Here is a 14,605-nt window from a genome sequence, read left to right on the forward strand (position 1 = left end):
TCCTCCCCTCCATCCCCGCTCTCTCGGAAAGGCACCCCATGCCACGATCCCCCAGGCCAGAGGCCCGCCAGCGGCGCCTCCGGCTCCCGAAGGCGGCCGTCTCGCTGACGCTCGCCGCCGTCTGTCTCGGAGGCGTCCTCGGTCCTGTCGGCAGCGCCGTCGCAGCCGAGACGGTCCCCGCCCCCGTCCTGCAGTACAGCTTCGACGCGCTCGGCACCGCCGCGCTCAGCAACGGAGCCGTCATCGCCGACGACATCGCCAACGGGCACCCGGGCACGGTCGTCAACGCTGGAGCGACCACCGTCGCCGGCCCTTCCGGCGCGTCGGGCGATCGCGCCCTCTCGCTCCCGGGCGGCGGCAGCAACTCGGGCGCCCCCTATGTGAACATCGCCCCGGGGCTCATCCCCGCCGGCACCACCGACGTCACGATGTCGGCGTGGCTCCTCTGGAGCGGCGCACCGCAGTGCACCTGGCCGTTCACCCTCGGCTCGGGCGTGAACGCGCACGTGCTCGCGACCACGCAGTGTGGTGACTCGGGCTACGGAGCGATCAAGAACGGCAACGAGGTGCGCGCCTCCGGCACCGCCCCCGTTCCCGCCTCCCGCTGGGTGCAGATGTCCGTCGTCGTCCGCGGCGGCGTCTCGATCTCGACCTTCCTCGACGGCCAGCAGATCGGCACCGCGGCCACCGGCTACAACGCCTCGGCCGCCGTCGGCAGCTCCACCTTCTCGGGCTTCCTCGGCAAGTCGTTCTACGGCGCCGACGCCTACTGGGCCGGCGCGATCGACAACGTCCAGGTCTGGACCTCCGCGCTGACCCCGGGCCAGCTCCAGCAGAGCGGCGCGTCCATCCACTCGGTGCTCGCCACGAAGGACGCCGCCGTCTCGCTCGGCGACACCTCGGCCGTGACGTCGAACCTCACGCTCCCGACCACGGGCGCCAACGGCTCCACGATCACCTGGGCGTCCAGCGCGCCCGGCACGGTCAGCACGAGCGGAGTCGTCACCCGGCCCGCCTCGGGCACCCCCGACGCGACGCTGACCCTCACCCCGACGGCGACCCACGGCGGCTCCGCGGTCACCGGCTCCGCCATCACGGTGACCGTCAAGGCGTACGCCGCCGGAGACAGCGCCCAGGCCGAGCTCGCTCGCGCCGTCGCCGCCGCTGTCAAGGCCGACCCGGCCCTGCAGGGCTCGGTCCGCGGCAGCCTCTCGCTGCCGAACACCGGAGCCGACCTCGACTCCGTGTCGTCGCTCTCGGGTGCCTCGAGCGCCGTCATCGACTGGAGCTCCTCCGCTCCGGCTGTGATCAGCGCCACCGACGTCGGCACCGAGCCGAACGTCGTCAAGAAGGGCTCCGTCACCCGCGGCAGCGCCGACACGAACGTGACCCTGACCGCCACCGTGCGCGTCTCGGGCGCCTCGCCCGTTGTCGTGACCCTGCCACTGACCGTGCTCGCCGCCGCGCCGGTGAGCCAGGCCGACCTCGACGCGTACCTGTTCGTCTACTTCACCGGTGACAACGTCGAGGGCGAGAAGCTGCGCTTCGCAACCTCCGACGGCAACAACGCGCTCAAGTGGAAGACCCTCAACGACGCGCAGCCGATCCTGACCTCGACCAAGGGCACGCAGGGTCTGCGCGACCCGTACATCCTGCGCTCGCCCGAGGGTGACCGCTTCTTCCTGATCGCGACCGACCTCTCGGTCGGCCGCTCGGGCTGGGGAGGCGCGACCGACAACGGCAGCCACTACCTCGAGATCTGGGAGTCGACCGACCTCGTCAACTGGGGCGAGCAGCGCCACGTCGAGGTCAACGTGCCCAAGGCGGGCATGACCTGGGCGCCTGAGGCGACCTACGACCCCACGATCGACGCCTACGTCGTGTACTGGACCTCGTCGATGTACCTCGACGACGCGCGCACGCAGCCCGACGGCAACGGACCGCAGATCGTCACCTCGATCACGCGCGACTTCCGCACTTTCACCACTCCTCAGCCGTGGTTCAAGGCGGCCGACCTCCCCAGCCTCAACAAGGGCAACGGACTGATCGACTCGACCGTCCTCAAGGAGGGCGACCAGTACTACCGGTTCACGAAGGCCACGCAGAACTCGGGCTGCCCCTCGCCCGACATCATCGGACAGCGTTCGACGGATCTGCGCGCCACCACGGCGTCCGGCGCCTGGAGCCTGGTCGACACCTGCATCGGTCGCACCGCCGGCACACCGGAGGTGGAGGGTCCGGAGATCTTCCGCGCCAACCCGGGTGACGCGAGCGGGTTCAAGTACTTCCTCTGGGTCGACAACTACGGCGGAGTCGGCTACATCCCGCTCGGCACGAACTCGCTCGACGGCGACATCCAGTGGACCTACCCGTCGAACTTCTCGCTGCCCGCCTCCCCGCGCCACGGCTCGGTGCTGGCGATCACGGCGAAGGAGCGCGACGCTCTCGCCGCGAAGTGGAACCCGGCACTCCTGGTCACCTCGGTCGACCCGGTCTCCGCGACCGTGCAGGCCGGCGCCACCACGGTGACGCTGCCCTCGACCGTGGGGGCGACCTTCAAGGACGGCCACCGCGAGACCGTCGGAGTCACCTGGGCGACCGCCGATCTGTCGGGCCTGAAGAAGGCAGGCGACACGGTCCAGGTCAAGGGACAGCTCGCGAACTCCGCGGCGACTCCCGCGATCGCGACCATCACCGCGACCGCCCCTCCCGGGATCCCGGTCACGGTGACCGCCGAGCCGCGATGCCTCGCGGGCAAGGTCACCCTGACGGGCACGGCGAAGAACACCAGCACCGTCACCGCCGACCTCACCATGAGGACGGCGTGGGGCAGCAAGACCTTCGCCTCGGTCGCCCCGGGCAAGACCGTCACGGGCGCCTTCTCGACCCGCGCCGCGTCGATTAGCGCGGGCACGCTCCAGCTGACCGCCACGGGCGTCTCGGGCAACTCGGCCACCGGAAGCGCCTCCGCGGCGTACCCGGCGCTGAGCTGCCGCTGACGACCTGAGTCGGGAGGGGGGCGGCCGCGTGCCGCCCCCCTCCCGACTCCCTTCCCTCCCCACCGATTCCGCCACGGAAGCAGACCACTATGCGATTGAGACGAACCACGACCCTCCTGGTCGCGGCGAGCCTGACGGCAGGAGGGCTGGTCCTGCAGGCCGCCCCCGCACAGGCCGCAGTGCCCAGCCCGATCCTCTCTTACGACTTCTCGGCCTCCTCGGCCGTCGGCACCGGCATCGCCGCCGGTGCGACGTTCGCCGACGCCGCCGGCTCGCACCCCGGAACCCTCCGCGGAACGGGAGCGACCACCGTCGCCGGACCCCGCGGCGGGACCGACCGTGCCCTCAAGCTCCCCGGCGGCAACGCCGGATCCTCGGCCGCCTACGTCGAGATCGCTCCCGGCCTGACCACCGCGGCGACCACCGACCTCACGATGTCGGCGTGGCTGCGCTGGGACGGTAACCAGAGCTGCTCCTGGGCGTACTCGCTCGGCCAGTCCTCCGACCGCTACCTCTTCACCACCCCGCAGTGCGGCGGGAACCTCATCGGAGCGGTGAAGAACGGCTCTGAGCAGCGCGCGACCGCCAACGGCCCCGCCGCGACCGGGCGCTGGAGCCACGTCGCCGTGGTGCTCCGCAGCGGCGTGAGCGTCTCGACCTATGTCGACGGCACGCTCGCCCAGACCACCCCCACTACGGCCACCGGTGCCGCTGCGCTGGGCACCTCGACCTTCTCGGGCCTGCTCGGCAAGTCGTTCTACGGCGGCGACCCGTTCTATGCGGGCGCGATCGACGACGTCCACGTGTATTCGTCCGCTCTCACCCAGGACCAGGTCCGTGAGGAGGCCGGCCCGGCCGCCAGCGCGATCGCCGCGTCCGACGCCGCCGCCGCGCGCGTGCCGGTCTCGGGAGCCGTCACCTCGGACATCGCCCTGCCCCTCACTGGCGCAGGCGGCTCCACCCTCACCTGGGCGAGCAGCAACACGAGCGTCATCGGGACCGACGGCACCGTCCGCCGCCCCGCGGCAGGCTCCGCCGACGCGAACGTGACGCTCACTCCGACGGCCACCTTCGCCGGCTCCTCCTCGACCGGGTCGCCCACCACCGTGACCGTGACCGCCGACACCGCGGCCGACGCGGCCGACCGCCTGCGCACGGTCCTCATCGTGCCGCCGGTCGTCGCCTCCGGAACGACCCTGCCCACCGTCCCCGGCTACACGGTGACGTGGACCGCCGACGGCGCGGGCCTCTCGGGCGGCGTGCTCACCAACAGCACGGCCACCGACCGCACCCTCAAGGTGACGGCGACCGTGCCGATCGGCTCGACGACCCTCACCAAGACGTTCACCGTCTCGGTGCTCAGCTCCTCCACCGGCCGTCAGATCGTGTCGTACACGCGCACGCCCAGCGGCGAGAACGACGCGAACCAGGACTCGGTCGCCCGCAGCCTGCACCTCGCGCTCGGCACCTCCGTCGCCGACGCCGCGCCGCTCTCGAAGAACGGCGGGATCCTCTTCGCCGACGGCGAGTTCATCGCCATCGACCGCGTCGACCACCGCAGCATGGCCAACCCCTCGCTGTTCACCTTCGCGGACGGCACGATCGGCGTCATCGCGACCCGCGTGCTCGAGAACGGTGGCCCCGACGGCACCGAGACCTCGAGCGCTCTCGTGTTCAAGGCCAAGGACGCCGGCGCCACCGACTTCGACGAGCTCGGCCTCCTCGATCTCGGCACCACCAACGGAGTCGCGCAGCCTCGCGCGGTCTACGACTCGGCTCAGGGCCGCTACCTCGTGTCGTGGAAGGACTCTTCTGGAGCCACCCGCTCGACGACCGTGACCGACCTCGCTCGGACCGAGCTGCGCACCGCGCCGTTCTGGCCCGAGAACGGCGGCAAGCGCTCCTGGATCGTCTCGGACAACAACCGTGGCACGGTCCGCTCCGGCGTCGCCGTGACCATCGCGGCCCCCGACCTGTCCGGCTTCGCGAGCCGCGTCGACGAAGCGGTTCCGGCCGGTACCCTCGCGGTCCCGTCGGCGACGGCGACATCGCTCCTGAACCGCCTCGGTCGCGTCGTGAACACCGGTGTCACTGTGGCGGGCCAGACGATCCCGCAGGGCGACACCTCGTCGCTCTCGACGGTCAAGGCGAACCTCTCGTATTCCGACGGCTCCACCGGGCAGCTCGGCGTCGACTGGAACCAGGACCAGCTCAAGAGCCTCGCCACCGCGGCTCCCGGCACCTACAACCTGTCGGGCACCGTGCGCCAGCACCAGTACTCGGACCCCTTCGCGTACAACCGCGCGGATCCGACGATCTACCGCTACGAGCACAACGGCACGACGAAGTACCTCTTCATCGCGACCGACGACACCAACAACAACAACATCGCCTCCAGTCACCTGCCGATCCGAGTGGCCGACACCATCGACCAGCTCGCCGACGACAACGGTGGACTCTCGCGTGAGGTCGACCTGCTCAACCGCAACACTCGCGGTGACCGCACGGCCGAGGGCCGCGTGATCGCGGGCTGCTACTGGGCTCCCGAGATCCACGAGATCGGCGGCAAGCTGTCGATCCTCTTCGCCCCGTGCTTCAACCCGGACAACGACCAGTCGACGCAGAACGGCGCCTGGTACACCGTGCAGGCGCACATCATGCAGATGCGCGACGGCGGCGACCCGGGCAACCCGGCCGACTGGTCCAAGCCCAGCGCGATCCTCAAGTCGGACGGCTCGGCCCTGGGCCGTGTCGGGTTCTCGCAGAACATCAGCCTCGACATGACCTATTTCGAGTCGGGCGGAACCGCCTACTACGCCTGGTCGCAGCGCTACACGCCCTCGGGCCAGCCGCTGAGCGACCCGGCGACCTGGATCGCGAAGGTCGACCCGGCCAACCCGACCCGCGTCATCGGCGAGCCGGTCCCGATCATCGTCCCCTCGGTCACCTTCGAGGAGCACCTGAGCGAGGGCGCCTTCGCGGTGCAGCGCAACGGCAAGATCACGCTGATCTACTCGAGCGACAGCGTCAGCCCGAAGTACATCGTGGGTGGCGCCTGGGCCGACGAGTCGAGCGACCTGACCGACATCAACAGCTGGCACAAGTACGACACCCCGCTGCTCAAGAGCGAGGCGATGCCCAACGGCGTGGTCGACTACCGCACCTACAAGCAGGGCCCGGGCCACGGCGCGGTCACCCAGGACGAGGACGGCAACGACCTGTTCGTGTATCACACGTGGGGTGACGGAGTGGGCGGCAACGGCCGCGACACCCGCATCTCGCGCATCCACTACGCCGCCGACGGTCGCCCGATCCTCGACATGACCCGTGACGAGGAGGTGCTGGCGGCCAACCGCTCGGTCACCACCACCGTCGTGGTCACCGGCTCGCTCTCGGTCAGCGCCACGGCGACGACCCGCTGCGTCGGAGGCAAGGTCGTGCTGACCGGTACGGCGAAGAACGACAGCCGTGTCGCCGTCGACCTGACGACGACCTCGACCTACGGGTCGAAGACCGCCACGGGAGTCGCTCCCGGAGCGAACTCCACCACCGCGTTCACGACGCGCGCCGTCTCGGTGCCCGCCGGCTCGATCACGGTGAAGGGCTCGGCGGTCGTGAACGGCAAGACGATCACGACGCAGGCCACGGCGGCGTACGCCGCGCGGTCCTGCGGCTGATCCACGAGTGAGAGGTGGGGGAGGGGCCGAGCGGCTCCTCCCTCACCTCAGCGATCACGGGGGCACGACAAGGCCGGGCCCACCTCTTGCGAGGTGGGCCCGGCCTTGTCGTGCGGGACGTGTCGGGGGATCACATCCCGTCGGTGAGCATCGCCTCCACGACGTCGACGTGGCGCACGAAGGCGACGTCCGAGAACTCGTTCGAGTAGTTCAGGCCGTAGGGCCAGATGTGCCCGCCGCCGCAGTTGAGCTGTGCATCCGGCCCGTCGAACGACTTCACGAGGGCGGTCGCGTTGGGGCCATCCCACACGCCGTTGACGCAGTGGGCGAACCAGCCGCCGTTCTGGCCGACGCCGATCGTGTGCGAGATCTCGTGCATCGCAGTGCCCTGGACCATGTAGTTGCGGTCGGAGCCGAAGCGGAGGTCTCCGTTGTTGCTGGCCTCGGCCGTCGGCACGCCGGGCGCGTAGTAGACGTTGAGGTGCTTCGTGATGTCGGAGTTGTCGTTGTAGACCGCGATGGCCGCGTCGACGGCCGCAGTGATGCGGTTGTATGCGTCCTGCTCGTCGGCGGTGGGGTTGTCGGAGCGGTAGAGCGTGTACGTGATCTCGCCGTCCGCTGCGTTCGCGGGAGCCGCGCCACCGAGGGCGGCGACCGCGCAGGCGGCCGTTGCCAGGGAGGCGAAGGCGATCGAGCGGAGGGAGTGGCGTGTGCGTCGTTGCATGTTCTTCTCCAGTTCAGCGTCTTCTTCGACTGGCCCCGATGCGGTGATCAGGACCGATGGCGACGCTAACAACGGCATGAGGAACACGTCCACCCATACGGGGGACAACGCGTCGAACCGGTTCGATAACACGCGCTTCCCGAGCGGCGCTGCGCGGGAGAGCGGTCTTTTGCAACGATCGCGCGCCGGCCCGGGGGAGTGCTCGAACGCGTCCGCCGGAGGCTGGACGGAATGAGAGAGGGCGGCTCGTGCTCACCTCGCCAGCGCGACCGCCGTCCACGACACCGGCGGCAGGGTGAGCGTCAGCACCCCGTCCTCCAGGGCGGCTGGCGCCTCCCTCAGACCCACCCGCTCCTGCTCGTCCTTCGTGTTCTTCGCGTACGGGTCTTCGTCGAAGAGGGCGAGCGCCTCGGCGACTGTCGTGACGCCCAGCCCGCTCACGTCGACCGACACCTCCAGCGGCTCGGAGATCGACCGGTTCACCAGGAACACTGCGGCGCGACCGTCGTCGGACGTGGCCACCGCGTCGACCAGCGGCGCCTCGCCGTAGCGCGCCGTCGAGTACGAGCCGACCTCGATGCGCGGGCGCAGCACCGAGCCGGAGGCGAGACGCGCGGTCGTCGAGAACGGGAAGAACGTGGTCTGCCGCCAGGCCGCGCCTCCGGGCTCGGTCATGATCGGCGCGATCACGTTGACGAGCTGCGCGAGGGAGGCTGAGGTCACGCGGTCGGAGTTCTTCAGCAGCGTGATCAGCAGTGTGCCGAGCACGACCGCGTCGGCGACCGAGTAGACGTCCTCGAGCAGGCGCGGCGCCCGGGCCCACTCGCGGGTGGTCTGGTCGCCCTCGGCGTCGGCCTTCTCCTTCGCGTTCCACTCGCTGAGGTACCAGACGTTCCACTCGTCGAAGGAGAGCGCGATGTCCTTCGTCTTCTTGAGCTTGTGCTTCACGTGGTCGACGGTCGCCGCCACGGTCGAGATGAAGTACTCCATGTCGAGCGAGGAGGCGAGGAACGAGCCGAGGTCGCCGTCGTACTCCTGGTAGTAGGCGTGGCACGACACGTACTCGATGTCGTCGTAGGTGTGCTCGAGGACGACGCGCTCCCATTCGCCGAAGGTGGGCATCGACGAGCTCGACGAGCCGCAGACGACCAGTTCGAGCGACGGATCGGCGATCTTCATCGCCTTGGCGGTGCGGGAGGCGAGCTTCGCGTAGTCCTCGGCGCTCATCGCGCCCACCTGCCACGGCCCGTCCATCTCGTTGCCGAGGCACCACATCCGGATGTCGTGCGGCTCGACGCTGCCGTTCGCGATGCGCTGGTCGGCGAGGGCGGTGCCGGCGGCGCCGTTCGCGTACTCGAGCACGTCGAGCGCCTCGAGGACGCCGCGGGTGCCGAGGTTGACGGCGTACATGATCTCGCTGCCGGTCAGCTTCGCCCACGCGGCGAAGTCGTCGAGGCCCACCTCGTTCGTCTCGAGCGAGTGCCACGCGAGGTCGCGTCGGCGCGGGCGGCCGGAGCGTGGTCCCACACCGTCCTCCCAGCGGTAGCCCGAGACGAAGTTGCCGCCCGGGTAGCGGATGGTCGTCACGCCCAGCTCCTTGACCAGGTCGACGACGTCGAGACGGAAACCGTCCTCGTTGGCGGTGGGGTGGTCGGGCTCGTAGATGCCGTCGTAGACGCAGCGGCCGAGGTGCTCGACGAAGGAGCCGAAGAGCCGCGGGTTCACGGCGGCGACGACCGCGGACGGATCGAGGGTGATGTGCGCGGAGGCGGCGTCGGTCATGGTGGGCCTTTCGGGCGTGTCTCCGGGAGCGGCGCTCGTCGGCGAGGGTATTTCTAACGTTGTAACGATGCTCGACCCTCGCCCGGGGCGCTGTCAAGGCAGAGAAGCGCCCGCGCCGTTGTGCTGTCCTGGAGCGGTGCCTCCCTCCGATGCCTGCGCCGCGCTCGCCGCGCGCACCGACGCGCTCGCCGCCTCCGCCCCGCGACCGCGTGCCCTGATCGCCGCTCTCGCCCGTGAGGTGGCGGGCATTCGCCGCGCGCCTCTCGGCGTGCTCGACCTGGCTGGAGGCGGCCGCAATCGCCTCCGCGGCCGAGGATTCCGCAGGCCGTACGACGATGGCACGCGCGGCCAGGCGCGGCACTTCGCCGGAGTCGCGGGCGCGAGTCTCGTCCTGGGCGGTCCCCTCGCGCACCTGTTCCTGCGGACGATCGGCGGCGACCGCGCCGGCTCCGCCGACGACCGCCTGACGACGCGAGCGCTCGAGTGGAGCCGCCTCCTGCGCCGAGGGGAGCTCCCGGTCGCCGAGGCGGGAGCCTGGATCCGTCGCGAGATCTGTGGCTGAGGCCGAGGGTGGCGGAGACGGAGGGCGGCTGAGGTCTAGGACGTCGCCGTCGACTCCCGCGGCACCACCCGGAACGACGCCTCGCGCAGGAGGGGTGGCTGCGTGAGCGGGCCGTCGATGCGCCCCTTCAGGAGCTCGACCGCCGTGCGGGCGATCTCGTCGCGGCCCGCGTCGACGCTCGAGAGGCTGGGGGAGGAGTAGCCGGCCTCGTCGATGTCGTCGAACCCGATCACGGCCACGTCCTCGGGCACGCGGACCCCCGCCTCCTGCAACGCCCGCATCGCGCCGAGCGCGAGCGTGTCGTTGAGGGCGAACACGCCGTCGATGTCGACACCGGAGGCGAGCAGTCGACGCATCGCGTCGGCTCCGCCCGAGCGCTGCCACGGGCCCGTCGCGGCGATCAGCCGGGGGTCGTAGGGGAGGCCGGCACCGACCAGTGCCGCGCGGTAGCCCTCGAGACGGAGGGAGGCGGAGCTCGTCTCGGTGCCGGGGTCGGCTCCGAGGACGGCGATCCGGCGTCGGCCCGCCGCGAGGAGGTGCTCGGTCGCGGCGCACGCGGCCGCAGCGTTCTGCATCGTCACGTGGTCGACGAGCCCGGTGAAGAGGCGCTCGCCGAGCAGCACGAGGGGGAAGTCGACCGCGAGCACCGACTCCTCCGGCACCCCGAGCGGGCTGAACAGCAGGCCGTCGGTGAGCTGGCGTCGCGAGCTGGTGAGGACGCCGCGCTCGCGCTCCGGATCGCCCTCGGTCTGCTCGATGAGCACCGTGAGGCCCCGCTGGTCGGCGGCGCGCATCACGCGGTCAGCCAGCTCGGCGAAATAGGGGAGGCTCAGCTCGGGCAGGGCGAGCCCGATCACGCCGGTGCGTCCGCGGCGCAGGCTCCGTGCGCTCAGATTGGGCCGGTAGCCGAGCTGGGCGACGGCCGCGGTGACGCGCGCGCGGGTCTCGGGGCGCACGTGCGGATAGTCGTTGATGACGTTCGACACGGTCTTGATCGAGACGTCGGCGGCTCGGGCGACGTCGTGCAGCGTGACCGCCATGTTCCTCCTCCGTCGACCTGCCCACGGTATCTCGGGCGTCGATGCGCCGCCATGCTCGGCGAAGGCGTCTCGCCCGTCAGAGTCTCGCGCAGCGATTTTGACAATCGTTATCAATAGTGGCTACGGTGGAGGCATCCCGACCGTCCGCACCCGGACTCAGATTGGCCCTCCGTGAAGACCCGCATCCTCGCTCTCGGCGCCCTCCTCGGCGCCTCCGCCCTCGCCCTCTCCGGCTGCGCCGGCGCCTCCTCCCCGGCGGCGGGAGGCGCCGTCAAGGTCGTCGCCTCGACGGACGTCTACGGCGACCTCGCCCGCACCGTCGGCGGTGACCACGTCGACGTCACGAGCATCATCGACAGCCCCGACAAGGACCCGCACGAGTACGAGGCCACCGCGCGCGACCAGCTCGCCGTCGCCGACGCCGCGCTCGTGATCGAGAACGGCGGCGGCTACGACTCCTTCGTCGAGAAGATGATCGACGCCTCCGGCTCGACCGCCCCGGTCATCACGGCGACGGTCGTCGCGGGCCTCGAGGAGGATCACGCGCACACGGACCACGCGACCTCCACGGACGAGGCGAGCAGCGCCTCCACGCCGGGCGACGACCACGAGCACGAGCACGCCGAGTTCAACGAGCACGTCTGGTACGACCTCGCCGCGATCCGCCAGGTCGTCGCGCGGATCGGCGACGAGCTCTCGAGCATCGACCCGGCGAACGCCTCCAGCTACGCCGCCAACGCCCAGACGCTCGAGAGCGGCATCGACGCCCTCGTCGCTCGCGAAGGCGAGCTGAAGGGCACCCTCTCCGGTCGCTCGATCGCGATCACCGAACCCGTCCCGCTTGACCTGACCGACGCGCTCGGGCTCGTCAACGCGACTCCGGAGGCGTTCAGCGAGGCGGTCGAGGAAGGCACCGACGTCCCCGCCACCACTCTCCAGCAGACGCTCGCGCTCTTCAGCGACAAGAAGGTCGACGCCCTCGTCTACAACGAGCAGACCGAGAGCGCGCAGACCGACACCGTGCTCAACGCGGCCACGACAGCGGGCATCCCGACGGTGGGGGTGACCGAGACGCTGCCCGCCGGCACGGACTACCTCGGCTGGATGACGGCCAACCTCGACGCGATCTCGGGGGCGCTCTCACGGTGAGCGCCGTCTCCTCGACCCGGCCCGCCTCTTCGGAGGCGGGCCCTTCGTCGGTTCTGCAGCTGCGCGGCGCGGGACTGCGCTTCGGCGACCGTGAGCTCTGGAGCGGTGTCGACCTCGACGTGCAGGCCGGCGAGTTCGTCGCCGTCCTCGGCGCGAACGGCTCGGGCAAGACGAGCCTCCTGCGTGCCGTGCTCGGCCAGCAGCCCCTCAGCGCGGGGGAGCTGCGCGTGCTCGGCACCCCCGTGCACCGCGGCAATCGGCGCATCGGCTACATCCCACAGCAGAAGCTCGCCGACGAGGGCACGCCGCTGCGCGCCCGCGACCTGCTCGGACTCGGGATCGACGGGCACCGCTTCGGACTTCCCCTGCCTTCGAAGGCCCGTCGCGCGCAAGTCGACGCCCTGCTCGAGGCCGTCGGCGCCACCGCGTTCGCCGATGCTCCCATCGGCAGCCTCTCCGGAGGCGAGCAGCAGCGCGTCCGCGTCGGTCAGGCCCTCGCAGGTGACCCGGCGCTCCTGCTCTGCGACGAGCCCCTGATCGCGCTCGACCTCGCGCACCAGCGCGCCGTGAGCGAGCTGATCGACCGGCACCGTCGCGAACGGAACCTCGGCGTCCTCTTCGTCACGCACGACGTGAACCCGGTGCTCGGGATGGTCGACCGCGTGCTCTACCTCGCGGGCGGCAGATTCCGGGTGGGCACGCCAGACGAGGTGCTGCGCTCGGAGGTGCTCTCAGAGCTCTACGACGCGCCGGTCGACGTGATCCGTGCGCGCGGTCGCGTCATCGTGGTCGGCGCGCCAGACCACTCGCACGTGCACGAGCACGAGGAGGGGCAGTCGTGAACGACGTCTGGTCTCAGATCTTCGACTTCTCCGACTACGGGGCTCTGCTCGCCCTCCTGCTGAACTCGGTGATCGCCGGAGCGGTGCTCGGCGTGGTGGGCGGGCTGATCGGCGTGTTCGTGATGTCGCGCGACATGGCGTTCGCGGTACACGGCATCAGCGAACTCTCGTTCGCCGGCGCCTCCGCGGGCCTCCTGCTGGGCATCGGAGTCGTCCAGGGGTCCCTCATCGGCTCCCTGATCGCGGCCGTGCTGATCGGACTGCTCGGCACCCGTGCCCGCGACCGGAACTCGATCATCGCGGTGCTGATGCCCTTCGGGCTCGGACTCGGCATCCTCTGCCTCGCCCTGTACCCGGGCCGGAGCGTCAACAAATTCGGCCTGCTCACCGGCCAGATCGTCGCCGTCGACGACCCGCAACTCGGCTGGCTGATCGCCATCTCGGTGGTCGTGGTGATCGGGCTCGCGCTGATCTGGCGTCCGTTGACCTTCGCGAGCGTCGACGCCGACGTCGCCGCCGCGCGCGGCATCCCGACCCGCGCCCTCTCGATCGCGTTCATGCTGCTGCTCGGGCTCGCTGTGGCCGTCTCGGTGCAGATCGTCGGGTCCTTGCTCGTCCTGGCGATCCTCGTGACGCCGGCGGCCGCCGCTCTGCGCATCTCCGCCTCCCCGGTCGTGGTGCCGCTGCTCAGCGTGCTGTTCGCCGTGGTCTCGCTGGTCGGAGGCATCCTGCTCGCGCTCGGCGGCTCCATCCCGATCAGCCCCTACGTCACCACCATCTCGTTCGCGATCTACGTCGTCTGCCGAGTCCTCGGCCGGCACGGCGTGCGGCGGCGCTCGCGGCCCGCCGTCGGGACGGCGCGGTAGCGTGGCGAGCACTCAGCGGAGGGAGGAGCGTCCCGTGGTCAGACGCAACACGTGGCAGCGCGAGGCAGTGCGGGAGGCGCTCGGCCGCCGCGAGGACTTCGTGAGCGCGCAGGGTCTGCACAGCGCCTTGCACGCCTCCGGATCGCCCATCGGCCTGGCGACCGTGTACCGCGCCCTCTCTGACCTCGCGGTCGAGGGCGAGGCCGACTCGCTGCAGTCGCCCGAAGGGGAGAGCCTCTATCGCGCGTGCACGCCCGGAACCCACCACCACCACCTGATCTGCCGTCACTGTGGGTTGACGGTCGAGATCGCCGCCGACGAGGTCGAGGCCTGGGCCCGATCGGTCGCGGCGCAACACGGCTTCACCGAGGCCCACCACGTCGTCGACGTGTTCGGCCTCTGCGTGTCGTGCACCGCCGAGACCTCCACCTGAGGGCACGGCCTGCGGCGCGGATCACGCCGGGAGGAAGACGCCCGCCGACCGGTCCTTCACGACAGCGCCGGCCGGCAGGATCCGACCGCTCATCGCGACGTACACACCGGGGGCGAGCAGCTGCACCGCCGCCACCGCGACGCCGAGGTTGAAGGAGGCGTCGCTGTCGCGCATACGCGCGGGCTGCATCGCGCCGGTCAGCACGACCACGCGATCGCCGACCGCGCCGAGACTCTCGGCCGTCACGGTCATCGTGTCGGTGCCGTGGGTGACGACGATGCGATCCTCCTCGGCGGCGAGCACACGGTCGCGGATCAGCGCCCGATCGTCGTCGTCGAGTTCGAGGCTGTCCTTCGCGAGGATCGGCTCCACTCGGAACTCGAGGGTCGTGAGCACGGGTGCGAGCAGGCGCGGCACCGTCGTCTCGCCGATCTCGAGCTCGCCCGCGAGCGAGTACTCCTTGTCGAGCGTGCCGCCGGTGGTGAGGACGAGGATGCGGTCTGTCACCCGATCAGACTAGGGGGGCGTCCG

The 14,605-nt window shown here is 70.8% G+C and carries 11 protein-coding genes; 7 read left to right on the forward strand and 4 right to left on the reverse strand.

Annotated elements, in window-relative coordinates:
* The first annotated feature begins 38 nt into the window (after positions 1–38).
* Entirely contained in the window at positions 39–2,999 is a 2,961-nt protein-coding gene (locus ITJ45_RS01975) for an immunoglobulin-like domain-containing protein (RefSeq protein ID WP_194607162.1), read from the forward strand.
* A gap of 89 nt (positions 3,000–3,088) precedes the next feature.
* Positions 3,089–6,676 (forward strand): LamG-like jellyroll fold domain-containing protein, encoded by a 3,588-nt coding sequence (locus ITJ45_RS01980; RefSeq protein WP_194607163.1) that lies wholly within the window; start codon positions 3,089–3,091, stop codon positions 6,674–6,676.
* A 130-nt stretch (positions 6,677–6,806) separates the two neighbouring features.
* Here the strand turns inward: ITJ45_RS01980 and ITJ45_RS01985 are convergent, their stop codons facing one another.
* Both ITJ45_RS01985 and ITJ45_RS01990 read right to left on the reverse strand, forming a co-directional pair.
* A complete protein-coding gene (locus ITJ45_RS01985) occupies positions 6,807–7,400 on the reverse strand; it encodes a hypothetical protein (protein WP_194607164.1) in 594 nt (197 codons plus the stop codon).
* A gap of 252 nt (positions 7,401–7,652) precedes the next feature.
* Positions 7,653–9,182 (reverse strand): alpha-N-arabinofuranosidase, encoded by a 1,530-nt coding sequence (locus tag ITJ45_RS01990; RefSeq protein WP_194607165.1) that lies wholly within the window; start codon positions 9,180–9,182, stop codon positions 7,653–7,655.
* A 136-nt stretch (positions 9,183–9,318) separates the two neighbouring features.
* On the opposite strand from ITJ45_RS01990, the gene ITJ45_RS01995 reads away from it, so the two are divergent.
* Positions 9,319–9,744 (forward strand): hypothetical protein, encoded by a 426-nt coding sequence (locus tag ITJ45_RS01995; RefSeq protein WP_194607166.1) that lies wholly within the window; start codon positions 9,319–9,321, stop codon positions 9,742–9,744.
* Positions 9,745–9,779: 35 nt separating this feature from the next.
* Here ITJ45_RS01995 and ITJ45_RS02000 read toward each other — a convergent pair whose 3' ends face one another.
* Positions 9,780–10,784 carry a LacI family DNA-binding transcriptional regulator gene (locus ITJ45_RS02000; RefSeq protein WP_194607167.1) on the reverse strand — a complete coding sequence of 335 codons (1,005 nt, stop codon included), beginning with the start codon at positions 10,782–10,784 and terminating at the stop codon, positions 9,780–9,782.
* Positions 10,785–10,955: 171 nt separating this feature from the next.
* On the opposite strand from ITJ45_RS02000, the gene ITJ45_RS02005 reads away from it, so the two are divergent.
* From ITJ45_RS02005 to ITJ45_RS02020, 4 genes are read left to right on the forward strand one after another with little or no spacing between them, the layout of a single operon-like run.
* A complete protein-coding gene (locus ITJ45_RS02005; protein WP_194607168.1) occupies positions 10,956–11,933 on the forward strand; it encodes a metal ABC transporter solute-binding protein, Zn/Mn family in 978 nt (325 codons plus the stop codon).
* Entirely contained in the window at positions 11,930–12,775 is an 846-nt protein-coding gene (locus tag ITJ45_RS02010) for a metal ABC transporter ATP-binding protein (RefSeq protein WP_194607169.1), read from the forward strand. The genes ITJ45_RS02005 and ITJ45_RS02010 overlap by 4 nt, the downstream gene beginning before the upstream one ends.
* On the forward strand, positions 12,772–13,641 hold the full coding sequence (locus ITJ45_RS02015; protein ID WP_194607170.1) for a metal ABC transporter permease: 870 nt from the start codon (positions 12,772–12,774) through the stop codon (positions 13,639–13,641). Before ITJ45_RS02010 ends, ITJ45_RS02015 begins: the two co-directional genes overlap by 4 nt.
* Positions 13,642–13,675: 34 nt before the next feature.
* Positions 13,676–14,074, forward strand: a complete 399-nt coding sequence (locus ITJ45_RS02020) for a Fur family transcriptional regulator (protein WP_194607171.1) — start codon at positions 13,676–13,678, stop codon at positions 14,072–14,074.
* A 21-nt stretch (positions 14,075–14,095) separates the two neighbouring features.
* Here the strand turns inward: ITJ45_RS02020 and ITJ45_RS02025 are convergent, their stop codons facing one another.
* Complete coding sequence (locus ITJ45_RS02025; RefSeq protein WP_194607172.1) at positions 14,096–14,581, reverse strand: asparaginase domain-containing protein; 486 nt, start codon at positions 14,579–14,581, stop codon at positions 14,096–14,098.
* Positions 14,582–14,605 lie beyond the last annotated feature (24 nt).

This window comes from Rathayibacter sp. VKM Ac-2879 (assembly GCF_015351245.1).
Classification (GTDB): domain Bacteria; phylum Actinomycetota; class Actinomycetes; order Actinomycetales; family Microbacteriaceae; genus Rathayibacter.